Below are 24,838 nucleotides of genomic sequence, written 5' to 3' on the forward strand. Positions count from 1 at the left end.
AGGCCCTCACCTGTTCAAGATCCCTCAGCCGAGACCTGGCTCACCCGTCCACAACCTCCCAGGACAGAACACCTAGCCGACCTTCCCCGTGTAGAAGGCCACGGTCAGGTCGCGGACCAGCGCCTTGCGTTCGTAGTCGTCGAGATCGACCAGGCCGCGTGCGGTCAGCCGGTTCACCGTGTCGTCCACCGCGTCCACCACCGAAGTGAGCACGCTGTCCCGGTGCTTGGCGTCGAGCAGCTCCACCCGCCGCCGCTGCATCGCGGCCGCGACCTCGGGGGCGTACTCGATACGGGTCGGCTGGGCCGAGAACACCTCGATACCGATGGGCTCCGCCTCCACCGACAGCAGTTGGGTGAGCGCGTCACCCACCGCCTCCGCGTTGCGCAGCGACGGCGCCTCCTCGTGGAAGGCGTCGGCCGGCAGCTGCGAGAGCACCCGCGCCATCGCCGCTTCGACCTGGTCCCGCAGATACGCCTCGTGGTCCGCGACGGCGAGCGCCGCCCGCACGGTGTCCTTGATCTGCCACACCACGAGGACGACCACCCGCAGCGCGACCCCGTTCGCGTCGACGGCGGGCATCGGTTCGCTGCGCCAGTGCCGGAGCCGTACGTCGACCCGGCGGTGCTGCAACAGCGGGCTCATCCACACCAGCCCGGTGCGCCGGACGCTGCCGCGGTACTGCCCGAACAGCGTGAGTACCCAGGCGTGGCCGACCCGGCCCCGGCCGAGCCCGCCGAGGGCGAGGAGAGCGAGGACGCCGCAGAGCCCGAGCCCCGCCCAGTGGGCGGGCCCGAGACCGCGGTACGGGAACGGCGTCAGTCCGGCGGCGCGCATGATCAGGTCGGGCATCGCGCCCACCCGCCACAGCACCGCCGCGCACCCGGCGAGCGCGCCCGTTCCGGCGAGCAGCGCGGCCCAGCCGGGCAGGGCGGGGCCGGGGTGCTCGACGAGGTCGGGGTCGCCGGGCGGCGCGGGACGGGTGGCGGGCCGGTGCGCGGGTGGGGCGGCGGGCTGGGCGGTGGGCTGGACAGCCTGCGAGCCCTCGTGGAACAGCAGATGCACCGGGATCTCGGTGGTGGCCCCGTTCCGGATGACCGGCCCGGGCGCGGCGCACTCGCCCTCGCGGGCGTCGTCCACGTCCCCGGCGTCCGCGGAATCCGCCGCCTCCGGTGAACCCGCGGCACCGTCAGGGCTCGTCGGCTCCGCGGCCTTTACCAGGTCCACCGTGCCGCCGGACCCGCCCGGTCCGCCCGGCTCGGGACCGTCGGGGTGCGCGGGGTCTACCGGCTCCGCTGCGGCATCTGTGGCGTCCGCGTCCGCGTCCGCACCCGCCTCCGCCGGGCGGGCCTGGGCCACGGGCCACCCGCGGTGCGTCGCCTCGTCGACGGGGCCGTCGACGCCCGCCACGCCCGGCCCGCCCGGCCGCTCTACCGGCTCCGCGGGGTCCGCGTGGTCCGGGGCATGCGGCACTGCCGCAGGAAGTACCGCAGCCGCCGGGGGGCTGCCGGTCTCCGCCCAGCCGACGGAGCCCACCGCGTGGCCGTGGGCCTCCGGGCCCTCGGGGCCCGCCGGTTGGCTGTCCGGGTGGTCTGCCGGGGTCACCCGTACCGGCGCCTCCACCGGTTCCGCCGCCGGCTCGGGCGCCGGTGGCGGAGCCGTCAGGGGGACCGGCCAGCCGCGGTCCGGCGGGGGCGAAACGCTGGGCACCGGCGGAGGTGCGTGGTCCACCGGCGTCACCAGGAACACGTGCGCGCCCGGTTCCACCAGCACCGCCGACCGCGCGACCTCGGTGCGCGGCTCCGCGGGAACGGACCCCGGCTCGGGGCCGGCCGGGTCCACCGGCGTGCCCTCCGGGTGCGAATACGTCGTACTCATCATTGCCTCCGTCATGCGAAGAGCCGCCGCCAGGTCTCAGGCCCCGGGTAACCGTCCGCGGCAGCGCCGCGCCAGCCCTGGGCCCGCTGGAACGCCTCGACATTGCGTCTGTCCGCCTCGCCCCAGCGCGGTCCCGGCCCCGACGCGTAGTGCTTGCCGAAGCCCTTCTTCACCAACTGCCCGCCGAGCCGCTCGATCGCCGGGCCGGACTTGCCCGGCCGGAAGATCCCCTTGCCCGGATAGGCCGGCGCCGGCACAGCGCTCGCGCGGGCCCGCGCCGGGCGCGGGATGTCCTTTCCCTTCTGCTGGGCCAGCAGCCGCCAAGTCCGGCCGTCCGGCAGCCCGTCGGCGGCCGCGCCCTTCCAGCCCTGGGCCCGCTGGAAGGCCCGGGTGGCGCGCCGGTCCGCCTCGTCCCAGCGCGGTCCGGGCCCTTGTCCGTAGAAGCGGGCGGCGCCGCGGCCGAGGAGCATCTCGCCGAGCCGGCTGATGTGCGCGTTGTGCGCACCGGGTCCGAACGCCCCGGCCCCCGGGTACCGGGAACCGCCGCTCGCCCCGCCCCCCGAGGACGGCGCGTCCGGCAGCTCCAGCACCTCCGGGTCCTCCCCGGCCTCCGGGACCTGGGGGCCGTCCGGCTCGCCCGGCGCCCCCGGCCTGTCCGGGGTCTTCCCGGCGTCCTGCCCGCCCGGCACATCGGGGGCGTCCGACGCCCCCGGCGCCGACGGGGCGTCCGGGTTGCCCGGCGCCTCCGGCGCCCCCGGCGTGTCCGGGATCTGCTCGGCCTCCGGCGCCCCCGCTTCCGGGGTCACCCCGTCGTACCGGTACGGCACATAGCGGTCGGCGTTGTCCCAGTACGCGTACGGCGTGGCCAGCCTGCGCGTGTGCGGGCGCTTCTGCTCGTACGCGATGTAGGACGTGTGCGCCTCGTCCGCCCAGCCGCCGAAGACCGTGACGTGCGAACCGTGTGTCGGGTTCTCCGGGTTGTGGAAGAGCAGCATGTCCCCCGGCCGCAGCTGCTCCTTGGTGATCTTGGTGGCGAACCGGTCGAGGCTGCCCGTCCACTCGTTGCTGCCGAGGTTCCAGACCATCGAGACGTAACCCGAGCAGTCCTGCCGGTACCCGTCCTTCCAGTACAGCGTCATGCTGTACGGAACCTTCTCGCGCACCCACCGCTTCGCCCGGTTGATGATCGTCGCCCGGTCGATGACCTTCGGCGCCGGCGGCGCGCCCGGCTTCCCGACGGCCGGCTTGCCCGCCGGCCCGTGCAGCGGGCCCTTGCCTCCCTGCGGGGTGCCCTGACCGGCGTCCGGGGCCGGGGCCGGGGCGGCGTCCGGGTCCGGGTCGGGGTCGTCCGCACGGACCGGCGCGTGGCCCGCCGGAGGCACCGCCGCCGCCACCCCGCCGCCCCAGAGCACGACTCCGGCCGCCGTGGCGAGCACGAGCACCCGGCGGGCCCCGCGCGCGGCCGGGTGGCCGCCCTCCCTCAGCGGCAGCCGGTGCGTCCTGGCCCTTCGCTGCCGCACGCACCCCCCGCAAGCACAGTCACGCGCGGGCTCGAATTCCTCGAACACCGGCCCCGCCATCGCCATCGGCCCCGGCATCGGCATCCCCATTGCCCTCGTCATGCGATATCCGTCCGCTCCCCTTGAATCGTCTGAATCGCCATCTCTGAACATGGACATATTGCATGTTGACGTACCAAAAGATTATTAATGGGGCAATCGGCGGCGTGGCCCGTCCGGATCACCCTTCTGCGTCAGGTAGAGTTCTCCAGGTCAGCAGGCGCCGCTAGCTCAGTTGGTTAGAGCAGCTGACTCTTAATCAGCGGGTCCGGGGTTCGAGTCCCTGGCGGCGCACAGACAGGCGAAACCCCCCATCAACCATGGGGGGTTTCGACGTTTGAGACGTTCCGATCTGGTTTCGGACCACCCTTGCGATCAAGCCGAGCGGTCATAGACCCTATCCTGGAGCCAATGGCTCCAATGACTCCAAAGGGGCAGGCGATCCCAGCACTTGGAGTCTCGGCGGTTGCGGCGCAGTACGGGGTGGGGCCCCGTAAACGAACAGATGTCGGTACGGGCATCATGCAACCGGACAGCTTCCGTCCATGTCTGTAAGGACGGTGGCTTGCCACCAGTGTGCCCGAGGCGGTCGAGGGGGACCGGCACCTCTGGCAGAGGACCGACGAACACGCACCAGCATGCGTGCGGGGGGATGACACATGACGTCGACGCCGACCGGCGCCCGGCAGAATTTCGACCCGTCCCAGACGACCCAGTTGCGGGTACCCCCGCACCGGGCGGGTGGGTCGCGGCGGCGCCAGAAGAAGGCGTTGCCGCGTTACGACTACGAGCACTACAGCCGGCTGGCCGGTCCCCTGACCCAGCCCGACCCGACCAAGCCGTACAAGGTCCAGTACCGCTCGCTGCTCTCGCAGGAGCCGCACCGGATACGGGCCGCGCTGCTGCTGGGCGCGGCGCCGCTGGTCTCCCTCGGGCTGCTCATCTGGCTGCTCCAGCCCGCCCACTGGACCGAGCGCGATCCGAACCTGCAGAACGATCTCCTGCTGATCCTCGACGTGGTCATGCTGGTGTCGATCGGCCTGATCGAGCTCTTCCGCACCATGAACGTCACCTCCAACGCGCACGCGACGCTGGTGGCGCGCGACCCCATCCCCGTCGTGCCCGAGACCGGTACCCGCGTCGCGTTCCTCACCTCCTTCGTCCCCGGCAAGGAACCGCTGGAGATGGTGACGAAGACGCTCGAGGCCGCCGTGAAGATCCGGCACCGCGGGCTGATGCACGTCTGGCTGCTGGACGAGGGCGACGACCCCGCCGTCAAGGAAGTCTGCGCACGGCTCGGCGTCCACCACTTCTCCCGCAAGGGCATAGCGAAGTGGAACCAGGCCAAGGGCCCGCACCGCGCGAAGACCAAGCACGGCAACTACAACGCCTGGCTGGACGCGCACGGCGACGACTACGACTACTTCGCCTCCGTCGACACCGACCACATCCCGCTGCCCAACTACCTGGAGCGGATGCTCGGCTACTTCCGCGACCCGGACATCGGCTTCGTCATCGGCCCGCAGGTCTACGGCAACTACGACACGTTCGTCACCAAGGCCGCCGAGTCGCAGCAGTTCCTCTTCCACGCGCTGATCCAGCGGGCCGGCAACGCCTACGGCGCCCCCATGTTCGTCGGCACCTCCAACGCCGTGCGCATCAAGGCGATCAAGCAGATCGGCGGCCTGTACGACTCGATCACCGAGGACATGGCGACGGGCTTCGAGATCCACCGCGCCAAGAACCCGGCGACCGGCCGGAAGTGGCGCTCGGTCTACACCCCGGACGTGCTGGCCGTCGGCGAGGGCCCGACCGCCTGGACGGACTTCTTCACGCAGCAGCTGCGCTGGTCGCGGGGCACGTACGAGACCATCCTCAAGCAGTACTGGCGGGGCTACGGCTCGATGCCGGCGGGGAAGCTCTTCAACTACACGATGATGATCATCTTCTACCCGATGTCGGCCCTGAACTGGATCCTCGCGGCACTGAGTTGCGCGCTGTTCCTGGGCATGGGCGCCTCGGGTGTGCAGATCGACCCGGCCATGTGGATGATGCTGTACGGCAACGCCTCCGCGCTCCAGATCGGCCTCTACATCTGGAACCGCCGCCACAACGTCTCGCCGCACGAGCCCGAGGGCTCCGGAGGCCTCGCCGGCATGGTGATGTCCGCGCTCTCCGCACCGATCTACGCGCGCTCCCTGATGGACGCGGTACTGCGCCGCAAGAGCTCGTTCGTGGTCACGCCCAAGGGCGACTCGTCCAGCCCGGACACCCTCTTCGGCACCTTCCGCATCCACCTCTTCTTCATCATGGTCTTCGGCGGATCGCTCGCCTCCTCGTTCTGGTTCGGGCACGACCACCCCGCGATGATCACCTGGGCCTCGCTGGCCCTGCTGATCACGGCGGCGCCGATCTTCGCCTGGAAGTACACCGTCCGGCAGGAGAAGAAGCAGCGCAAGCGCAGGGGGCGCCCGCCCGTTCAGCCCGAGCCGCACATCTCGCCCGAGAAGCCGACCTTCGCCGCCGCAGACCAGACCATGCAGATAGCCCTTGGGGGACGTAAGAAATGAAATACCGTCCAAGCCGCCGCACCCGCCGCATAGCGATAGGTGCGGCAGTGGTGGTTGCGCTGGCGGGGTTCAACGGGCCTGCGCTCTACCGCTTCGGCTCGGAGCAGTACCACGAGTACAAGATCAACCGTCCCGAGTACAAGGCCAGCAACGGCTACTGGGACATGCTCGACGTACCGGCCGAGTACAAGATCAACACGATTCACGCGGCGCTGCTGCACACCGGGAAGGTGCTGCTGGTCGCGGGATCGGGCAACAACCAGAAGAACTTCGACGCCAAGAGCTTCCGTACGGTGCTCTGGGACCCGGAGACCGACACCTACAAGGACATCCCGACACCCAAGGACCTGTTCTGCGCCGGGCACACGCAACTGCCCGACGGCAAGCTGCTGGTCGCCGGCGGCACCAAGCGGTACGAGAAGCTCAAGGGCGACGTCACCAAGGCCGGCGGCCTGATGATCGTCCACAACGAGAATCCGGACGAGCCCAAGACGCTGCCCGCGGGCACGGTCTTCACCGGCAAGAAGAACGGCAAGACGTTCGTCTCCAAGGACCCGGTGGTCGTCGAGCGCGCAAAGAAGATCTTCGACCCGCAGACCGGCGAGTTCCTGCGGACCGAGGCGGGCCTCGGCCGGATCTACGTCGAGGCGCAGGAAAGCGGCAAGGAGTACGAGACCGGCACCGAGGACAACTACCGGGTGCACGGCCTCGAGGGCGACGACGCGCGGAACATCTACGGCATCGCGCAGAAGCTCGCCCTGGACAAGAAGGACTTCCAGGGCATCAAGGATGCCTTCGAGTTCGACCCGGTGGCGGAGAAGTACATCACCGTCGACCCGATGAAGGAAGCCCGCTGGTACCCGACGCTGACCACCCTGGAGGACGGCAAGGTCCTGTCCACCTCCGGGCTCGACGAGATCGGTCAGATCGTCCCCGGCAAGAACGAGGTCTACGACCCGGAGACCAAGGAGTGGGAGTACCTGCCGAAGGAACTGAAGCTGCCGACCTACCCGGCGCTGTTCCTGATGGACAACGGCAAGCTCTTCTACTCCGGCTCCAACGCGGGCTACGGACCCGCCGACGTGGGCCGCGAGCCGGGCATCTGGGACGTGGAGACCAACAAGTTCACCAAGATCCCCGGACTGAGCGACCCGGACCAGATGGAGACCTCGCTCACCGTCATGCTGCCGCCCGCCCAGGACCAGAAGTTCATGGTCGTCGGCGGCGGCGGGGTCGGCGAGTCCGAGAAGGCCAGTGAGAAGACCCGCCTGGTGGACCTCAAGGAGGACAACCCCCGCTTCAGGGACGGCGCTTCGCTCACCGAGGGCACCCGCTACCCGAGCGGCTCCCTGCTGCCCGACGACACCGTCTTCGTCACCGGCGGCTCCAGCGACTACCGCGGCCGCGGCGGGTCGAACATCCTGGAGGCGCGGATGTACGACGCCAAGTCGGGCGAGTACCGCAGGGTCGCCGATCCTGCGGTGGGCCGCAACTACCACTCCGGCTCGGTGCTGCTGCCGGACGGCCGCGTGATGATCTTCGGCTCCGACTCGCTGTTCGCCGACGCGGACAACACCAAGCCGGGCGTCTTCGAGCAGCGCATCGAGATCTACACCCCGCCGTACCTGTTCCGCGACGGGCGGCCGGCGCTCGGCGACGGCCCGAAGAAGATCGAGCGCGGTGACACCGCCGAGTTCAAGACCAAGGACGCCGCGGCCATCACGTCCGCGCGGCTGATGCGGCCGAGCGCCGTCACCCATGTCACGGACGTCGACCAGCGCTCCATCGCGCTGGAGCTGGAGAAGACCGCGGACGGCATCTCGGTGACCGTCCCGGAGAACCGCGCCCTGGTCCCGTCCGGCTGGTACATGCTCTTCGTCGCGGACGCCGAGGGCACGCCGTCGGAAGCGGTCTGGGTGGAGGTGCCGTAGCCGGCGCCGTATGACGTGAAGGAGGGGGCGCCCCGGGCTCGGGGCGCCCCCTCCTTCACGTATGCGCTATTTGGTGTTACGGGCGAGCTCCAGCGCGTACTCCGGCCACCAGTCGCCCGCCTTCGGGCCGCCCTTGCAGTCGCCGTCCGACTCACCCGGGCGCTTGATCCACAGGTACGCCTTCACCAGCGGGTCGCCGGTCTTCGTCGTCGGGGTCTCGCCGAGCGCCCGGCCGGGCGGGTTGCACCAGTTCTCCTTGGGATCGCCGCCGGTGTAGGGGCCGTTGCCGTTGCGGCTGGTATCGATGACGAAGGGCTTGTCGCCGACCTTCGCCGAGAGCTTCTTGCCGAAGTCCGTACTGGCCTGGGTGGTCTGGAAGTTGGAGACGTTCACCGAGAAGCCGTCGGCCCTGTCGATGCCCGCCCGCTTCAGCGGCTCGAAGAGCGCGTCCGGGGACTGCCAGCCGGCGTTGCCCGCGTCCACGTACACCTGGGTGTTCGGCAGCGTCTTCAGCTTCTCGACGGCGCCCTTGAGCAGCTCGTAGCGCTCCTCGTGGAACTCGCCCGGCGTACAGCCGTCGACCAGGTGCAGCACCGCGTCGGGCTCCAGGATCACCGTGGCCGCCCGGTCGCCGATGCCCCTGGCCACCTTCTCGATCCACTCGCGGTACGCGTTCCCGTCCTCGGCGCCGCCCTTGGAGAACTGGCCGCAGTCCCGGTGCGGAATGTTGTACAGCACCAGGAGCGCGTCGCGGTCGGCCTTGACGGCCGCGTCCACGTACCCCTTCGCATCGCCCTCCGGATCGTCCGCGCCGATCCACTCGCCCACCGGCTGTTCGGCGATCTTCCGGATGAGCTCGGCGTTCTTGTCGTCCCCGTCATCGAGATACGAGGCGACCTGCCGGGCCGCCTTGCCCTCCGGGTTGACCCAGAACGGGTCTGTGCCCTTGGGCTGCTGGGAGACGACCGGCTTCTTCGCGTCGTTGCCGCCGTCGCCGTCGCCCTCGCCGGAGGAACACCCCGCCAGCAGCAACACCGCCCCGACCGCGGCCATGCCCGTCTTCATACCGCCGTACATCCACTCCCCCTCGGGTGCACCACCACAGGCTCGCCCCGGCTCCCCTGCCCGGACAAGACCGGTCGAATCCATCCTGGCACAGCCCGGCCGCCGACCGTCCGTCAGGAGTGGAAGCCAGCTCCCTCAGGAGCGGGAGCCGGTCAGGTACGCGGAGACCACGACGTTCGCGGAGTACGCCTTCGTCGCCCGGTCGTACGTCCCGCCGCAGGTGATCAGGCGCAGTTCGGCGCGGTCGCGTTCGCGCGGCCCGTACGCCCGGTGGGCGTCGAAGCGTTCGCGGCCGACCACGTGGACGTCCTCGATGGTGAACTCCGCCACCGTGTGGTCGGCCCGGAAGACCCGGATCCGCTCGCCGGGGCGCGCCGAGCTCAGGCGGTAGAAGACGGCCGGCCGGGAGTCGGTGTCGACATGGCCGACGAACAGCGCGGGGCCCGCGGCACCCGGCTGCGCGCCGCCGCCGTACCAGCCGACCGTACCGGGCTGGTCGTACGGCGGCGGATCGACCGCACCGTACCGGTCGAGGCCGCGCGGGACGACCGGAGCCCGGACGCCCAGGGACGGGATGTCCACCCGCTGGGGCCGTGCCGCGGGCAGCGGCGCGTGGGCCGGCGGCAGCGGGACGAGCGGGCGGCCGAGGGCGGATCCGTCGCCAGCGGCCGAGGCGGTACCGCCCGGCGGGACGTCGGTGATCTCGCGGCCCCATATCCACAGGCCGGTCAGCAGCACGGCCCAGGTCACGCCGGTGATCAGCCTTCCGGTGCCGGCCCGGCGGCTGTCGGCGGACATGTCAGTCGCTGCGGCGCCGGCGCCGCACGGCCCGGCCCGCGACCGCGACGGTCGCCGCTGCCGCGAGGAGGACTCCGACGACGGTCTGCCGGGTTCCGGGCCCGTCATCCGCGGCGGTGTGGGACGCGTGGGCGGCCTGGGGTGAGGTGCCGCCACCACCGGCCCGTACCGGGGAGACCGGGGACTCGTGCTGCGTCGGCTCCTGAGTGTGGGTCGGCTTCACCGTCGGCCGGTAGGGCTGCTTGTGGGTCGGTTCGAGCGTCGGCTCTCGGGTGGGGTCATCGGTCGTGTCATGGCTCGGGCCGCCGTCCTCGACCACCCGCACCCGGCCCGTCGCGACGTCTTCCCTGCCGTCGCAGTGGACCTGGATCGTGTGCCACCCGGCCTGCGCCTTCGGTCTGATCATCGCCTCACCGAACAGCGGACTCCCCTGGCCGCCCACGGCCGCCAGATCGGCGTCGTCGACGAACACCGCGGCCGTGGCGGTGCCGGTCCTGCGCTCGCAGCCGTTGACCCGGAGCTCGATCTCCCCGCCCGGCTCGACGGTGGACGGGACGACGGTGAGCGTGGCGCGCTTCTCCTCATCGGCGTACGCGTCGGTGGCCGGCAGGCACAGCAGTACGACGGCCGCACTCGCAGCACGGAATGTGAGCAGAGTTGAGCGCATGGTGAAACCTCCTGATAACAGAAGACTCACGTGTCACGCGCGTTTTCGCACCCGGACGGGCCGGTCACTGATCCGTACGGGCTGCGGATCGGGCCGGGACGGCCCACGGGCGGGTCTGGGACAGACGGTCTCGGGGACGCGGTCTCGGGACGCGGTCCCGGGACGCGGTCTCAGACGCGGTCGAGCAGGTCCGCGATCGAGTCCACCGTCTGCGACGGCCGGAAGGGGTACTTGTCGACGTCGGCGGCAACCGGATGGCCTTGGTGGGGGCCTCGAAGCTGTAGGTAGTCGAAGCTGCAGGTACGGGTCAAAGCTGTAGGTACGGCCCCACCCAGCACACATAAAACGTATACTATGGACGATCTTGAAGGCAGCAGCACTGGCGGGGGGACAGATATGCACACGGTCGGTGGTTACGCCCGAATCTCGGACATCGGGCAGATGGGCGACGGACGCGATGGCCGAGAGGGGGTCCTCCGCCAACGCGAGGACGTCTACGACCTCGCCAAGCACAAGCGCTGCAATGTGCACCGCATCTACGAGGACAACGACACCTCGGCCTACAAGCGCCGCGTGAAGCGCAAGGACTTCGAGGAGATGATCCTCGACCTCCAGCACGGCGTGATCAGCGGCATCCTCGCCTACAACATCGACAGGATCGCCCGCCAGCCACGAGACCTCGAACGCCTCATCGACATTTACGAGGAGGCCCGCCGGCCTATGGTCTTCGCCACCACCACAGGTGATTACGACCTGACCACCGGGGACGGTCGCTTCCAGGCCCGTATTTACGTGACCATCGCGAACAAGTTCTCGGCAGACGCCGCCCGCCGAGTCGCTCGACAGAAGTACGCCGAGGCCACCGACGGAAAGCCGCACAAGGGGCAGCGGGCCTTCGGGTGGATAGACGCAGAACATGTCAATGAGGAGGAAGCAGAGCTTCTCAGGAAGGCCCGCAAGGAAATCCTCAACGGCAAGAAGATTTCCACCGTCCACAAGGAGTGGGCGGAGATGAGGGTCCGCAGCCCGCAAACTCCCGAGGGCAAGACCATCGGCTACAGCAGCGTCCGGTACGTGCTCAGGAACCCGCGGCTCTGCGGGTACCGCGCCTACATTCCGCAGGAAGTACGCGAACGGTCCGGCCGCGTGGACCCTGTCGAATACCTCGTCGAGCGGACGGATGGGACGCCCATCGTCGGGAAATGGGACAGGATCTTCACGCCCGAGGAGTGGCGAGAGCTGGTTGACGTGCTCGACTCACGGTCGAAGAGCGGTACAGGCCGTCAGAAGGGGAGCACGGTCACAAGGCGTCTCCTCACCGGTATTGCTCGCTGCGCCAAATGCGGCAGCGGCCTGTCTTCCGGCGTCTACCAGCGAGGCACCACCAGCTACGAGAAGCACGGGTATTACTACTACTGCCGCGTGGCTGATGGCGGGTGCGGCAAGCTCTCCCGCAGCGGCCCCCCGGTCGAGGAGTACGTCGAGAAGATCCTTCTCGACAACCTGAAGAAGCAGGCACGGAACGTGCAGCCTGCTGAGGAAGAGGAACCCGGGCTGACGAAGGCGAAGGAGACGCTGAAGCAGATCGAGGCGGACAAGGCCGAGGCCCGCCAGCTCCGGGCGGACGACCTGCTGTCGCTCGCAGAGTTCGCCCGCGAGATCCGCCGCCTGGAGGACAAGGAGAAGGAGACCAAGGAGAAGGTCTCCACGCTGACCGCCTCCCCTGTCCGGGCAGGCTCCGCCGCCGCCCGCATCGTCCGCGAGTGGAAGGGCTACACCGTGGACATGAAGCGGCAGGAGATCCAGAAGAGCATCGAGTCCGTAGTCATCAGCGGTGCGGGCAAGGGCCGTGCACAGCAAGGGGTGTTCCGCCCGGAACTGATCGAGATCGTGTGGAAGTAGTCCGTGCACAACAAGACCGCCCCGGCCAGAAGGCAGGTCAACTTCGTGCAGCCCTCGCAGGGCGCAGGCGTTATGTGGAGCGTCGAGCCCTGGCAGTCCTGCCAGCTCGCACGTCGTGGACGACGGGCTTGACCCAACAGGCGCGCCTTCAGGGCAGACCCGGCGGTCCTGTTTCTGCGTCCGGGGTCCGAGACGTATGGGCCCTGATAGCGATGAGTGAATAGCATGGTCATCCGATGTCCGCGCACGGCAGGAGCCCGCACCCATGACAGCTCGCAAGCCCATCGATTCGTGGCTCACCGACATGGACGGGGTACTGATGCACGAGGGTGTGCCCATCCCCGGCGCGGACGCGTTCATCAAGAAGCTCCGTGAGTCAGGCAAGCCGTTCCTCGTCCTGACGAACAACTCGATCTACACCGCGCGTGATCTTCACGCCCGCCTGAACCGGATCGGTCTCGAAGTTCCGGTGGAGAACCTCTGGACCTCGGCTCTGGCGACGGCCAAGTTTCTGGACAGTCAGCACCCTGGGGGCACCGCCTACGTAATCGGTGAGGCCGGCCTGACTACGGCGCTGCACGATGTGGGCTACGTGATGACGGATCACGAGCCCGAATTCGTGATCTTGGGTGAGACGCGGACTTACTCCTTCGAGGCGCTGACGAAGGCAATCCGGCTGATCGATAACGGTGCCCGGTTCATTGCTACCAACCCGGACAATACTGGCCCGTCCCCTCAGGGCGCTCTTCCGGCGACCGGCTCTGTCGCTGCGCTGATCACGAAGGCGACGGGGAAGGAGCCATACTTCGTCGGCAAGCCGAACCCTCTGATGATGCGGACCGGGCTGAATGTCATCGGGGCACACTCCGAGAACTCCGCCATGATCGGCGACCGTATGGACACGGACGTGCTCGCGGGTCTGGAGGCCGGCATGCAGACGTTCCTCGTGCTGACCGGCCTGACAACGACGAGTGACATCGAGCGGTATCCGTACCGTCCGACTGAGGTCGTGGACTCGATCGCAGACCTCGTCGACCTGGTGTGAACAGGGTAGCCGGGGCGGGCCGTGGGCGGCTCTGCCGTCCACGGCCCGGACACCGCCTCGGCTGTGATCAGGCGAGCCAGACGTTGTCGAGCGTCCAGTACCAGTTGTTGCTGCCGCTGTAGCGGAAGCGGACCTGGACGTCGGTGGCGCCGGCCGGGATCTGGAGCGGGACCGACTCCCACTTGGCGACGGCGTCGGCCGTGTAGCTCTTCACCACGGCCGGGGTTCCCCCGTTGTACGAGACGAGCACCTCGGCCTTCTGGCCGGCCTCCTGCCGGTAGTGCGTCTGGAAGCGCAGCGTCCTCGGCGTACCGCCGGTGACCGCCCACTTCGGGCTGACGAGGGTGGAGTCGTACGTACCGGTGAAGCTCTTGTCGGCCCACTCGTCGGAGTCGGCGACGGCGAAGACGTCACGGGAGCGGACGTTCAGTTCGCGCCACTGGTCGCGCTGCGACTGGCTCCAGAACTCGTCGGTCGCGAAGGCCCAGCCGCGCCACTCGGTGACGCCGCCGGTGCCCATCTTCGAGTTGTCGACGGACCAGCCGGCGGGCGCGGTGTGCGTGAAGCCCTTGACGCCGGACGCGATGCCGGTCTCGTCGACGCGTGCCTGGAGGCTCGGCCGGACGGTGTCGAAGGCGTCGTTGTCCGGGGCATCGAGCGGAGTGCCGTCGATGCCGCCGGTGGACACGCCGACCTGCTTGAGGGCGGTGGCGGCGACGTCGACGAGCCGTACGTCGTGACGGACCGAGCCGGCCGGGACGCCGGCGCCCTTGGCGATGACGAAGGTGCCGCGTTCCTTGATGGAGGAGCCGCCGTGGCCGCCCGCGTCGGTGTGCCCGTGGTCGGTGGTGACCAGGATCTTCCAGTTCTCCTGGGCGTACGTCGGCCGGGAGGTGACCGCGTTCAGCACGGTGCCCACGTGCTTGTCGCTGCGGGCGATCGCGTCGAGGTACTGCCGGCTGGCGGCGCCGTGGCTGTGCCCGGCGATGTCGATCTCACCGAAGTAGACGAAGGCCGCGTCGGGGTTCCGGTTCCGCAGCTCGTCGGCGGCCGCGGCGGCGATCTTCGGGTCTTCGACGTCGTAGCCGTTGGCGTCGCCCTTGAGGCTCAGCCGCTTGTCGATCGCGGCGGAGAAGATCGGGCCGCCCTTGTCCGAGGAGGTGATGGGCTCCCAGTCGGCGGCCGCGTAGGTGTTGAGCGCCGGGTTGGCGTTCTCGATCCGGGTCAGGAAGTCCGGGTGGGTGCCGAACTGCTTGCCGGTGAAGGAGTTGTCCTTCACCCCGTGCTTGTCGGGCCAGACGCCTGTGGCGATGGTCGACCAGCCGGGCCCGGACGAGGTGGCGGCCATCGGCTGTGCGTAGAGGGTGCTCTGGGCGGTGAGGCCCTGCGCCATCAGGCCCTTGAGGTTCGGGGCGTCGGCGGCCTTGATCCGGTCCAGGTTGGCCCCGTCGAGGCCGATGACCAGGACCTTGTCGGTGCTCGCGGCGGTAGCGGCGGGGGCGGCAGGCGCCGGCTCGGCAGGCGCCGGCGCGGCAGGCGCGGCCTGGGCGTGGACCGTGGCGCCGAGCAGCGCGGCGGCGGTGGCCGCCACCGCGAGCGTACGACGGGCGCGTCCGGGCATGACTGACTGCACGTATTCCTCCATGCATCGTGGGGGCAGAACGGAGGGTCCGGTCCCGAGCCGAACTCGACTCTGGACCAGACCCGTTACCTTCGCGTCACTGTCCAACTCTGTCCAGAGCCTGGACGGCTCCGGTTACCGCGGGATGGACGGTCAGCTGCCGGTGGCCGTCTTCCAAGCGTCGACGTAGGCGGGGAGGTTCTTCTCGATGTCGGCCCAGTCGGGCTCGAAGATCTCAACACCGCTGATCAGCTTGGTGAGTTCGATGGCGTTGGCGTCGGTGGGCCTGACGTCCGTACGGGCCGGGAATCCGCCGCCGATCTCGCTGACCTGCTTCTGGGCCGCCTCGCTGAGCATGAAGTCGAGGAGCTTCTTGCCGTTCTCGCTGTGCGGAGCCTTGTTGACGAGGCCGGCCGCGTACGGCAGCGCGAAGGTGGTGGGCTTGCCGCCTTCCTTGGCCGGGAACCAGATGCCCAGGTTCGGCATGGACTTGGACTGGGCGTAGTTCATCTGGACATCGCCGTTGGCGACCAGGATCTCGCCCTTGTCGACCTTGGGCGCGAGCTTGCTGGTGGAGGAGGACGGGCCGACGTTGTTGGCCTGGAGCTTCTTCAGGTACTCCATCGCCGGCTCCTTGCCGCCGAAGTCGTGCATCGCCTTGATGACGACCGCGGTGCCGTCGCCGGCGACGCCGGGCGTGGAGTACTGGAGCTTGTCCTTGTACCGGCCGTCGAGGAGCTCCTCCCATGTCCGGGGGGCCTGCTTCAGCTCCTTCTTGTTGTGGATGAAGCCGAAGTAGTTGTTCACGACCGAGGTCCACTTGCCGTCCGCGGCCTTGTCGCCGCCGTTGACCTGGTCGGCGCCCTGGGGCCGGTACGCCTGGAGCAGTCCCCTGCTGTCGGCCTGCTGGATGAACGGCGGCAGCGTGACGAGGACGTCGGCCTGGGTGTTGGCCCTCTCGCGGACGGCGCGCTGCACCATTTCGCCGGAGCCGCCCTCCACGTACTTGACCTTGATGCCGGTCTTCTTCTCGAAGTCCTTGAAGATCTGGTCGTACCAGCCGTCGCCGTTCTCGCCCTTGAGGCCGTCGGCGCTGTAGACGGTGACGACCTTCTCGTCGGAGGCGGTGGAGGTGCCGCCGCAGGCGGTGAGCGTGGCGGCGAGGGCGAGGCTGCCGGTGACGGCAGTGATCGGCTTGATGAGGGAAGACATGACGTCGAGCTCTCCTGGGCGGTGTGATCAGCGGAAAGAGGCTTTGGTGCGGATTCGGGAGACGGCGAGCAGGACCAGCAGCGTCGTGCCCATCAGCACGACGGCGACGGCGGAACCGGTGAAGAGCGAGCCGCGGTCGGTGGCCGTGAAGATCTGGACCGGCAGAGGCGTCCAGTCCGGCGGATAGAGCATCATCGTGGCGCTCAGTTCGCCCATGGAGAGGGCGAAGCAGAGCCCGGCGGCCGCGTTGAGGGACGGCAGCAGGAGCGGGAGTTTCACGCGCCACAGGACGTACGCGGGCCGGGCGCCCAGACTGGCCGCCGCCTGCTCGTACGCCGGGTCGAGGCGGACGATCGCGGCCGCGACCGACTGGTGGGCGAAGGCGGTGACCAGCACGGTGTGGGCCAGGATCACGATCCAGCGGGTGCCGTTGAGCAGCACCGGCGGTTGGCTGAAGGCGACGAGGACCGCGAGGCCGACGACGACGGAGGGGACGGCGACCGGGAGCATGAACAGCGCGTCCAGGACGCGCTTCCCGCGCTGCTTGAGCGCTGCCCCGGCGAGGGCGGCCCAGGTGCCGACGGTCAGCGCGAGCAGGCTCGCGGTCACGGCGGTGACCAGACTGGTCGTCAGGGCCTGCAGGGACTCCCCGCGTACGGCCGATCCGTAGTGCGCGGTGGTCGGGCCGGACGGGAAGGCGCCGGACCAGTGCGTCGCGAAGGACGCGGCGACGACGACGAGGAGGGGCAGCGCGAACAGCGGCAGGAAGAGGACGAAGAAGAGGGCCCAGGTGGCCCACCTGCCCTTGCGGCTATGCACCAGCACGACGGCTCACCACCCGGTAGAGGCTGTAGAGGCCCACGGAGATCGCGATGTTGACGACGGCGACGACGCAGGCGGCGGGATAGTCGGATTCGAGGATCGCCTTGCTGTACACGAGCATCGGCAGGGTTGTGACGCCCTTGGCGCCGGTGAAGAGGACGATCCCGAACTCGTTCAGGCACATCACGAGGACGAGACTGCCGCCGGCCGCGAGGGCGGGCAGCGCCTCGGGGAGGATCACGCGCCGGACGATGCGGGCCGGCTTCGCGCCGAGCGAGGAGGCGACTTCGAGCTGCGCGGTCTCGATCTGGGAGAACGCGGCGAGCAGCGGCCGCATCACGAACGGCGTGAAGTAGGTGATCTCGGCGAGGAGTACGCCCCACGGTGTGGTCAGGAAGTGGAACGGGCCGTCGGCGGCGCCGGTGAGACCGGTCCACACACCGTTCGCCATCCCGACCGTGCCGTAGATGAACAGCAGCGCGAGCGTGATGAGGAAGGAGGGGAAGGAGAGGAAGACGTCGATGAACTTCGAGACGGCCCTGCCGCCGGGAAACGGTACGAAGGCGATGACGAGGGCCAGCGCGAACCCGAGGACGAGACACCCGACGGTCGATCCGACGGCCAGCCACACGGTGGTACTGAGCGCGTCCCGGAACGCCTCGGACGCGAAGACCTCGGCGTAGGGCGCGAAGGAGAGCCCGCCCTCGTCGGGCGAGACGGACTGCCGGACGACGAGGCCGAGGGGATAGAGAAACACCAGCGCGAGAAAGCCGACGGGAGGCAGAGCCCACACCCAACCAGGCACGGCCCGCGGCCCGGTGCCGGCCCCGGCCCCCTTGCGCCCGGTCCGCCCGGGGTCACCCGGGCATGACGCCGGAGGCGAGACCGCGGAGCGGTCTCCGTCGCCCTGGCCAGCCGTCGGAGGCGCAACCGCAGAGCGGTCTCCACCTGCCTGGCCGGCCGCCGGAGGCGAGGCCGCGGGGCGGGACTCGGACGCCGGGCCGGGCATCGGCGGCGCAGCCGCCGGTCGGTCGCAGCCGGCCGGGGCGGGCGCCGGAGGCGAGTGCCCCTCCCCCAGGGCCCGGCCGGAGGCCGGGCGCACCCCACCACCACCCGCGGCCGCGGCCCGGCTTCCACCGGCCGGGGTGGGCGCCGACGGCGAAGTGCCCCCCACCAGGGGACCCGCACCCGACCCACCCCCGCCCGCAGGCGCCGGCCGGCCCCCACCGGCCGGGGTGGGCGCCGACGGCGAAGTGCCCCCCACCAGGGGACCCGCACCCGAACCACGGGCCGCACGGGTGGTGCGGGTGGGAACCCCAGCCCGGCCGGAGGCCGGGCGCAGCCCACCACCGCCCGCGGCGGGCGACATCGCGCTAGCCATCGGACACCCCCGCCCCCGCCCCCGCAGGCAGCAGCACCGCGTCCTCCGCTGCGAAGTGCAGCGTGACCTCCTCGCCGAGCGCCGGGGTCCGCCGCAGCTCGCGGAGGTCCGCCTTCACGCGGTGGCCGGCCACATCGACGTACAACCGGTGCGTGGACCCCCGCCACTGCACCTCGGCGACCGTGCCGCGCAGCGGGTTGGGCCCCTCGCCGAGCCCGACGAGGTGGGGACGTACGCACAGCGTGGCCGTCGCCCCGGCCGTCGCCTGGTCGGTGGCCACCTTCAGGTCCTGGCCGGCGAAGCGGACACCGCTGCCGGCGGCGGCGACCTGAACCGGCAACAGATTCGCGTTGCCGACGAAGGCCGCGGTGAACTCGCTGCGCGGCCGCCGGTAGAGCTCCTGCGGCGTCCCGCAGTCCCGCAGCCGCGCCCTGTCCATGACCGCGATGCGGTCGGCGAGGGTCAGCGCCTCGACCTGGTCGTGCGTGACGTAAAGGATCGAGACGTCGGGCAGTTCCCGGTGCAGCCGGGCGAGTTCGGCCAGCATGCCCGACCGCAGCTGCGCGTCGAGCGCCGACAGCGGCTCGTCGAGGAGCAGTACGCCGGGACGGATCGCCAGCGCCCGCGCGATGGCGACACGCTGCTGCTGACCGCCGGACAGCTCGCGCGGATGGCGCTTGGCATACGCGGCCATGCCGGTCATCTCCAGCGCCTCGGCGACCCGCCCCGGGATCTCGCCCTTGGGTACCTTCTGCGCCCGGAGGCCGAAGGCCACGTTCTCCTCGACCCGCATGTGCGGGAACAGCGCATACTGCTGGACGACCATCCCGATCCCCCGCCGGTGCGGCGGCAGGCCGGTCACGTCCCGGCCACCGATCAGGACCCGTCCGGACAGCGGCTGGACGAAACCGGCGACGGCGCGCAGCGCGGTGGTCTTGCCGGAACCCGAGGGTCCGAGGAGTGCCATCACCTCGCCCGGCTCGACGGTGAGGTCGAGGGAGTCCAGGACGACGTTCTGCCCGGCGCCCCGCCCGTACGCCACGGTCACCCGCTCGAAACGGATCCCGCTGCTCATCGGTGTACCTGGTCGAGCAGGGCGGGCAGTTCGGCGACCGAGCCCAGGACATGGGTGGCGCCGTTCCCCCGCAGGGCGGGCTCGTCGTGCGCTCCCGTGAGGACTCCGGCCACGACGCGCGCTCCGGAGCGGGCACCGCTCAGCATGTCGTACGCGGTGTCACCGGCGACGGCGATCTGTCGTACGGAATCGGCGGCCCCGGTACGCAGCAGCGCCGCCAGCACCATGTCGGGGTAGGGCCGGCCGCGGCCCGCGTCGGCCGGGCAGAGCGTGAGGTCCGCCAGGTCCTGCCAGCCGAGGGCGTCCAGGATGGCGTCCTGGGTGGTCCGGGCGAAGCCGGTGGTCAGGACGACGGTACGGCCCGCGGCGCGCAGGGACGCGATCGCCTCGGCCGCTCCGGGGAGGGGCGCGCACTGCCCGCCGTCGACCAGCTCGGCGTACGCCTGCTCGAAGGCCTTGTTGGCGGTCTGCGCCGTCTCTTCCTCGCCGAAGAGCGCCCGGAAGACGGTGATCTTCGACTCGCCCATGGTGGCGCGGACGTACGCGAGCTTCTCCGCGTGGTCCGGAGAGCCGGGCTCGACGCCCAGCCCCTCGGCAGCGCGGGAGAAGGCCTGTTCGACGAGGCCGCCGTCGGCGACGGTGGTCCCGGCCATGTCCAGCACGACCAGCTTGATCGTGCTCGAATCGGTCGTCATATCGGTCGTCGTCATATCGGTCGTCATATCGGTCGTCGTGGTATCGGTCGTCATGTCACTCACCAGCCCAGTTCGTCGGCGGTCTTCTCGGCAATCGCGGGCGAGCACGTCATGCCGCGCCCGCCGGGCCCGGTGACGAGCCACACGCCCTCGCGCACCTGCTGCCGGTGCACGACACGGCTCCTGTCGGTGCACTGCGCGTACACCCCCGCCCAGCGGCGGCGGATCTTCGGCAGCGGCCGGCCCAGGAAGGACTCGACGACCCCGGCCAGGTGCTCGTACGGCTCCTCCAGGACGTCGAAGGCGAAGGGGTGGTCGTACTCGTGGGTGTCGCCGATGGTCAGCCCGCCGTCCTTCCGCTGCACCATGAGGAGCTGCATCTTGTGTTCGGCGGCGGTCGGCGCCTGCGGCTGGCCGGCGCTGAGCGCGTCGAGGGCCTCGCTCGCGTACGCCGGGTAGTAGCGGAAGCTGTCGGCGTCGGCGACGGATGTCGTCAGCGGCTCCCCGAGCGGCTCGGTCTGCATCATCTGCAGCCGCACGCGACGCACCGGCAGGCCGGGGACGAGCTCGCGGACGAGACCGCCGAGCCACGCGCCCGTACAGAGGACGACGGCGTCACCGCTGTGTACGGCGCCGTGGTCGTCCCGGACCGCGCGCTCGCCGATCACCTCGCGGACCTCGCGCCCGCCGAGGAAGGTGTAGCGGCCGGAGGCGAGGAGCTTCGCCCTGAGGGCGAGCTGCGCGGTGCGCGGCTCGACGGCGGCGTCGCGCTCGCACCACAGGGCGCCGTCGAACTCCCCCCGCAGGGCGGGGTTGATCTGGCGTGCCTCGTCCGCGGTGACCAGCTTGTAGCCGCGGGCGGCGGCGTCGGGGCGGTTCACCGCGGCCTCGGCGACGGCCAGCTCGCGGGCGTTGCGTACGACGGTCAGCGAGCCGTTGGCCCGGAAGCCGAGCTCCGGGACCTCGGACCCGATCGCCTCCCACAGCTCGCGGGCGCGCAGTGCGGTCTCCAGCTCCTCACCGCCCGCGCGGCCGCTGATCCACACCTGGCCGAAGTTGCGGAGCGAGGCGCCGCGCGCCTCGCTCTCGCGCTCGATCTGGACGACCTCGTGGCCGCGTTCCACTGCATGCCAGGCGTGCATGGTTCCCACGACGCCGGCTCCCACAACTATGACTCTCACGGCGGCAACGCTCGTGGGGACGAGTGACCCGGACGGATCCGCCCGGCAACGGCACGGTGAACAGGCACCCAAGGATGGCCTAGACCCGTTATGCGTTCGTAACCAAAAGCCTCATGCCGAGCCGCACGAAAGCGGCACTTTAGCCCTGTTTGCCTGGGTTTCCCAGGTGCGTCGTGAAGCTGAAGCGGTCGCCCCGGTACAGCGAGCGCACCCGCTCCAGCGGCCGGCCCGCCGTGTCCCGCGACAGCCGGTGGATCAGCAGCATCGGGAGGGCCGGCGGGGTACCGATCAGCAGCGCCTCGCGCGGCGTCGCGAGCACCGTCTCCAGCCGCTCGTCCGCGTCGCCGAAACCGATGCCGAGCCGGTCGTGGAGGTAGGCGTAGAAGGAGGAGTCCGGCTCGAACTCGCTGTCCAGGCGCGGCACGCGGGCCACCGAGACGTACGTACTCTCCAGCCCGACCCGCTCGTCGTCCGCGAGCAGCACCCGCTCCATGTGCCAGACCGGCTCGCCCGGCGCGGCCCCGATGTCGGGCGCGAGCGCGGCCGGGCACGGGAAGCGTTCGAGGCTGATCAGGTTACGGCCGGGGCGGCGGCCCTGCCGGCGTACGCCCTCGGTGTAGCTGGCCAGCGACAGCGGCTGCTCCAGCTTGGGTCCCGCGACGACCGTGCCGCGCCCGTGGCGGCGCAGCCGCCCCTCCAGCAGGAGTTCGCGCAGGGCCTGGCGGACGGTCTCGCGCGCGACCTCGTACCGCTCCGCGAGATCGCGCTCGGTCGGCAGCAGCCCGCCCTCGCCCAGCTCGTCGAGCAGGACGGCGATCCGGGCCTTCACCGCGTAGTACTTGGGGATGCGGCCGTGCTCCGGAATACCGGACCGGACGGGGGCGCCAGGGATCTGGCCGTTCGGGTAGTCCACGCATGGACTGTACGGCCGGTCAGCGCCTGCGCAGCCGCCGGGACCCCACCACGAGGGCCACGCCGCCGAGCACCAGCCCGCCGGCGGCCAGGCCAAGTCCGCGCAGCCGGTCCAGGTTTGCACCCGGGGCCGTACCGGCATCCGTCCCCGTACGCGCGAGCTCATCGCCGACGTCGTCACCGAAGCCGTCACCGAAGTCGTCCCCGGAGCTGCCCGCGTACGCGTCGGCGGACTCGTCGGTGGACTCGTCCTCGGACTCGTCGACCGGCGGGCCGGCGGACTCCTTGCCGCCGCTGTCCGCGGCGATGGTGAAGCGGTAGTCGCGGGAGTCGCCGACCCACTCGCCGTCGTCCCCCTGGCGCTGGACGGCGGCTGCTTCGGCCACGACCTCGTTGGGCTGCGCCTCGGCGGTGAAGGCGAGCCGGACCTCGACGGTGAGGGTCGTGCCGGGCGCGACGGTGAAGCCGGGGAAGTCCGCCTCGCCCTCGAACACGCCGATGGTCTCGTCGTGGTCGGTCTCCTCCACGGTCGCGGACCGCCGACGGCCGGCCTCCGCGTCGAAGAACTCCATCTGGACGTGAGCGGCCCTCAGCACCCGGTCGCGGTCGGTGAGGACGACGACGGGGTGGATACCGCGGCATTCCTCCCGGGTGGCGTTGCTCAGCTCCAGCTCCCAGGTCTGGAAGCCGCCGCCGGGCGCGTACGTGTCCGGCCCGCCGCGGATCGCCGTGCGGAGGGGAAACTCGCGGCTCCGGGGATCCCCACAGGCGGGCGGCCGGCTGGGGGCGGGAGCGGGGCCGGGAGCGGGAGCGAGTGCGGCCGGGACGACCGCTGCCGAGGCAACGGCTGCCGAGGCGACGTCACCTGATGCGACGCCGGCCGATGCCGCCACCGCGGGCGCGGCAGCTACGGGCGCGATCACGGCCGGCGGGATGGCCGCTGCGGCAACTCCGAGGGCAAGGGCAGTGCGCAATCGCATGAGGGGCCTTCGCTGCTCGCCGGGCGTGCGTCGGGTGAGCGCCGGACGCGCTTTCGGCACTCGTCCGACACCCGCCCCACACTCGTATGACCAGATGATTGAACGACCTGGCCCGGCCCGAGACCCTGCCACGCGCCCGGCCCCGTACCGGGAAGCCACGAGCCCGTACCCCCGAACCCCTCGCCGTTTCCCCCCGAACGGTCCAGCTGTGACTACGGCGGCGGGGCGCGTGCCCTCCAGCGGCCTCAGCGCCCTCAGCGAGCTGGGAACGCCGCTTCCGACCGGCCGAACACCGACGCCAGGACCAGCTGCGCCGCCCCGTCCACCACCCCGCGCGCGCCGCCCGGTGCCACGGACACCGGCACCGGTGCGTCCTGGCTGCCCTCGCGCCGGGCGCGTTCGGCCAGTACCTCTGCCACTCCCCGTACGAAGGGCGCCGCGTCGGCGTCGATCGTCCGGCCGCCGAGCAGGACGTGGTCGATGTCCAGCAGGGCGACGAGATTCGCCGCTCCGATGCCGAGCACGTGCGCGGCCCCGGCGATGTCGCCGCGGCCGACCGCATCGAGGCACAGCGCCTCGATGCACCCGCGGTTTCCGCAGCTGCACGGCGGGCCGTCCAGCTGGATCACCTGGTGGCCGAACTCCCCCGCCTCGGTGCGGGCCCCGCGATAGAGGGCCCCGCCGAGGACCAGGCCGGCACCGACACCCGTACCGAGATGGAGATACGCGAAGGAGTCCCCGGCCGCCCCGCCGAGGGCCGGCCCGAGAGCGGCGGCGTTGGTGTCCTTGTCGAGGACGACGGGCAGTCCGAGCCGGCGCGCGAGTGCGTCGCGCAGCGGAAACCCGTCCCACTGCGGGAAGCCGGTGACCCGGTGCAGCACGCCGGCCGCATGATCGAGAGGCCCGGGCACGGCAACCCCCACCCCCAGCACACCCCGCACCTCACCCGGATCCGCCGTACGCACCTCACCCGGCTCCGCCGCGCCCGGCTCCCCGGCGCCCCGCTCCGCCGCCTGCGCGAGCAGCGCCTCCACCTCGCGGGCCGCCGCCTCGACCACCCGCTCCGCACCCGCGCCGAAGTCCAGCGGGGCCGTGCGCGCGGCGAGGGGCCTGCCGGACAGGTCGGCGAGGATGGTGGTCACCTCGTCGCGGTCCAGATGGAGCCCGACCGCGTGGCCCGCCCCCGGAACCAGGCGCAGGAGCGTGCGCGGCTTGCCACCGGTGGATGCGCGGCGGCCCGCCTCGGCCACCAGCCCGCCCGCCCGCAGCCGCGTGGTGATCTTGCTGACGGCCTGCGGGGTCAGCCCCGTCCGCTCGGCGAGTTCGAGCCGGCTGATGCCGTCCGTACCCGCCGTACGCAGCAGGTCGAGCACCAGCGCGGCGTTGTGGCTGCGCAGCAACGGCAGATTGACTCCGGCCGTCCCGGCCGCCCTGCCCCCTGAGTTCCCGCCGTTCCCGCTGTTCCCGCTGTTCCCGCTGTTCCCGCTGTTTGCGCTGGTCCCGCTGTTTCCCCTGTTCACGTGAGCCATTCTCCCCTCCGCTTG

General features: G+C 70.8%; 19 protein-coding genes and 1 tRNA gene. 5 read left to right on the plus strand and 15 right to left on the minus strand.

Going from position 1 to position 24,838, the window contains the following annotated elements; genetic code table 11:
* Positions 1-72 precede the first annotated feature (72 nt).
* Entirely contained in the window at positions 73-1,878 is a 1,806-nt protein-coding gene (locus ACWV17_RS30495) for an SPFH domain-containing protein (protein ID WP_455362215.1), read from the minus strand.
* Between the two features lie 11 nt (positions 1,879-1,889).
* The gene (locus ACWV17_RS30500) at positions 1,890-3,458 is read right to left on the minus strand and encodes a peptidoglycan-binding protein (protein WP_455362243.1); all 1,569 of its coding nucleotides are present in this window, start codon (positions 3,456-3,458) and stop codon (positions 1,890-1,892) included.
* Positions 3,459-3,657: 199 nt separating this feature from the next.
* Between ACWV17_RS30500 and ACWV17_RS30505 the strand changes: the two genes are divergently transcribed.
* The 3 genes from ACWV17_RS30505 (at position 3,658) to ACWV17_RS30515 (ending at position 7,938) form a co-directional block, all read left to right on the plus strand.
* Positions 3,658-3,731: transfer RNA gene (locus tag ACWV17_RS30505), tRNA-Lys, on the plus strand.
* A 365-nt stretch (positions 3,732-4,096) separates the two neighbouring features.
* Entirely contained in the window at positions 4,097-6,007 is a 1,911-nt protein-coding gene (locus tag ACWV17_RS30510) for a glycosyltransferase family 2 protein (RefSeq protein WP_455353579.1), read from the plus strand.
* Positions 6,004-7,938 (plus strand): galactose oxidase-like domain-containing protein, encoded by a 1,935-nt coding sequence (locus ACWV17_RS30515; RefSeq protein WP_455353578.1) that lies wholly within the window; start codon positions 6,004-6,006, stop codon positions 7,936-7,938. The genes ACWV17_RS30510 and ACWV17_RS30515 overlap by 4 nt, the downstream gene beginning before the upstream one ends.
* 66 nt (positions 7,939-8,004) lie before the next feature.
* Here the strand turns inward: ACWV17_RS30515 and ACWV17_RS30520 are convergent, their stop codons facing one another.
* The 3 genes from ACWV17_RS30520 to ACWV17_RS30530 all read right to left on the minus strand — a co-directional run bounded on the left by ACWV17_RS30520 (position 8,005) and on the right by ACWV17_RS30530 (position 10,468).
* Positions 8,005-9,015: a glycoside hydrolase family 6 protein gene (locus ACWV17_RS30520; protein ID WP_455362216.1), complete on the minus strand. Its 1,011-nt coding sequence runs from the start codon at positions 9,013-9,015 to the stop codon at positions 8,005-8,007.
* A gap of 123 nt (positions 9,016-9,138) precedes the next feature.
* Positions 9,139-9,801: a class F sortase gene (locus ACWV17_RS30525; RefSeq protein ID WP_455353576.1), complete on the minus strand. Its 663-nt coding sequence runs from the start codon at positions 9,799-9,801 to the stop codon at positions 9,139-9,141.
* 1 nt (position 9,802) lies between these two features.
* Complete coding sequence (locus ACWV17_RS30530; protein WP_455362217.1) at positions 9,803-10,468, minus strand: hypothetical protein; 666 nt, start codon at positions 10,466-10,468, stop codon at positions 9,803-9,805.
* A gap of 354 nt (positions 10,469-10,822) precedes the next feature.
* Here ACWV17_RS30530 and ACWV17_RS30535 point away from each other — a divergent pair, with 354 nt between their 5' ends.
* Both ACWV17_RS30535 and ACWV17_RS30540 read left to right on the plus strand, forming a co-directional pair.
* Positions 10,823-12,370, plus strand: a complete 1,548-nt coding sequence (locus tag ACWV17_RS30535; protein ID WP_455362218.1) for a recombinase family protein — start codon at positions 10,823-10,825, stop codon at positions 12,368-12,370.
* 265 nt (positions 12,371-12,635) lie between these two features.
* Positions 12,636-13,415, plus strand: coding sequence for an HAD-IIA family hydrolase (locus ACWV17_RS30540; protein ID WP_455362219.1), 780 nt, complete (start codon positions 12,636-12,638; stop codon positions 13,413-13,415).
* 67 nt (positions 13,416-13,482) lie between these two features.
* Here ACWV17_RS30540 and ACWV17_RS30545 read toward each other — a convergent pair whose 3' ends face one another.
* The 10 genes from ACWV17_RS30545 to ACWV17_RS30590 form a co-directional block, all read right to left on the minus strand.
* Positions 13,483-15,036, minus strand: a complete 1,554-nt coding sequence (locus ACWV17_RS30545; RefSeq protein ID WP_455362244.1) for an alkaline phosphatase family protein — start codon at positions 15,034-15,036, stop codon at positions 13,483-13,485.
* A 153-nt stretch (positions 15,037-15,189) separates the two neighbouring features.
* Positions 15,190-16,248: a 2-aminoethylphosphonate ABC transporter substrate-binding protein gene (locus tag ACWV17_RS30550; RefSeq protein ID WP_455362220.1), complete on the minus strand. Its 1,059-nt coding sequence runs from the start codon at positions 16,246-16,248 to the stop codon at positions 15,190-15,192.
* 27 nt (positions 16,249-16,275) lie between these two features.
* Positions 16,276-17,073, minus strand: a complete 798-nt coding sequence (locus ACWV17_RS30555) for an ABC transporter permease (protein WP_455362221.1) — start codon at positions 17,071-17,073, stop codon at positions 16,276-16,278.
* Positions 17,060-17,875: a 2-aminoethylphosphonate ABC transporter permease subunit gene (locus ACWV17_RS30560; protein WP_455362222.1), complete on the minus strand. Its 816-nt coding sequence runs from the start codon at positions 17,873-17,875 to the stop codon at positions 17,060-17,062. The genes ACWV17_RS30555 and ACWV17_RS30560 overlap by 14 nt, the downstream gene beginning before the upstream one ends.
* A 568-nt stretch (positions 17,876-18,443) precedes the next feature.
* Positions 18,444-19,526 (minus strand): ABC transporter ATP-binding protein, encoded by a 1,083-nt coding sequence (locus tag ACWV17_RS30565; RefSeq protein WP_455362223.1) that lies wholly within the window; start codon positions 19,524-19,526, stop codon positions 18,444-18,446.
* Entirely contained in the window at positions 19,523-20,236 is a 714-nt protein-coding gene (locus tag ACWV17_RS30570) for a phosphonatase-like hydrolase (RefSeq protein WP_455362245.1), read from the minus strand. Before ACWV17_RS30570 ends, ACWV17_RS30565 begins: the two co-directional genes overlap by 4 nt.
* A gap of 44 nt (positions 20,237-20,280) precedes the next feature.
* Positions 20,281-21,402, minus strand: a complete 1,122-nt coding sequence (locus tag ACWV17_RS30575; protein ID WP_455362224.1) for a TIGR03364 family FAD-dependent oxidoreductase — start codon at positions 21,400-21,402, stop codon at positions 20,281-20,283.
* Positions 21,403-21,541: 139 nt separating this feature from the next.
* Complete coding sequence (locus tag ACWV17_RS30580; protein ID WP_455362225.1) at positions 21,542-22,315, minus strand: GntR family transcriptional regulator; 774 nt, start codon at positions 22,313-22,315, stop codon at positions 21,542-21,544.
* Between the two features lie 19 nt (positions 22,316-22,334).
* A complete protein-coding gene (locus ACWV17_RS30585; RefSeq protein ID WP_455362226.1) occupies positions 22,335-23,237 on the minus strand; it encodes a hypothetical protein in 903 nt (300 codons plus the stop codon).
* A gap of 311 nt (positions 23,238-23,548) precedes the next feature.
* Positions 23,549-24,823, minus strand: a complete 1,275-nt coding sequence (locus ACWV17_RS30590) for an ROK family transcriptional regulator (protein WP_455362227.1) — start codon at positions 24,821-24,823, stop codon at positions 23,549-23,551.
* Between the last annotated feature and the right edge of the window lie 15 nt (positions 24,824-24,838).

The organism is Streptomyces mabaensis (assembly GCF_053763515.1).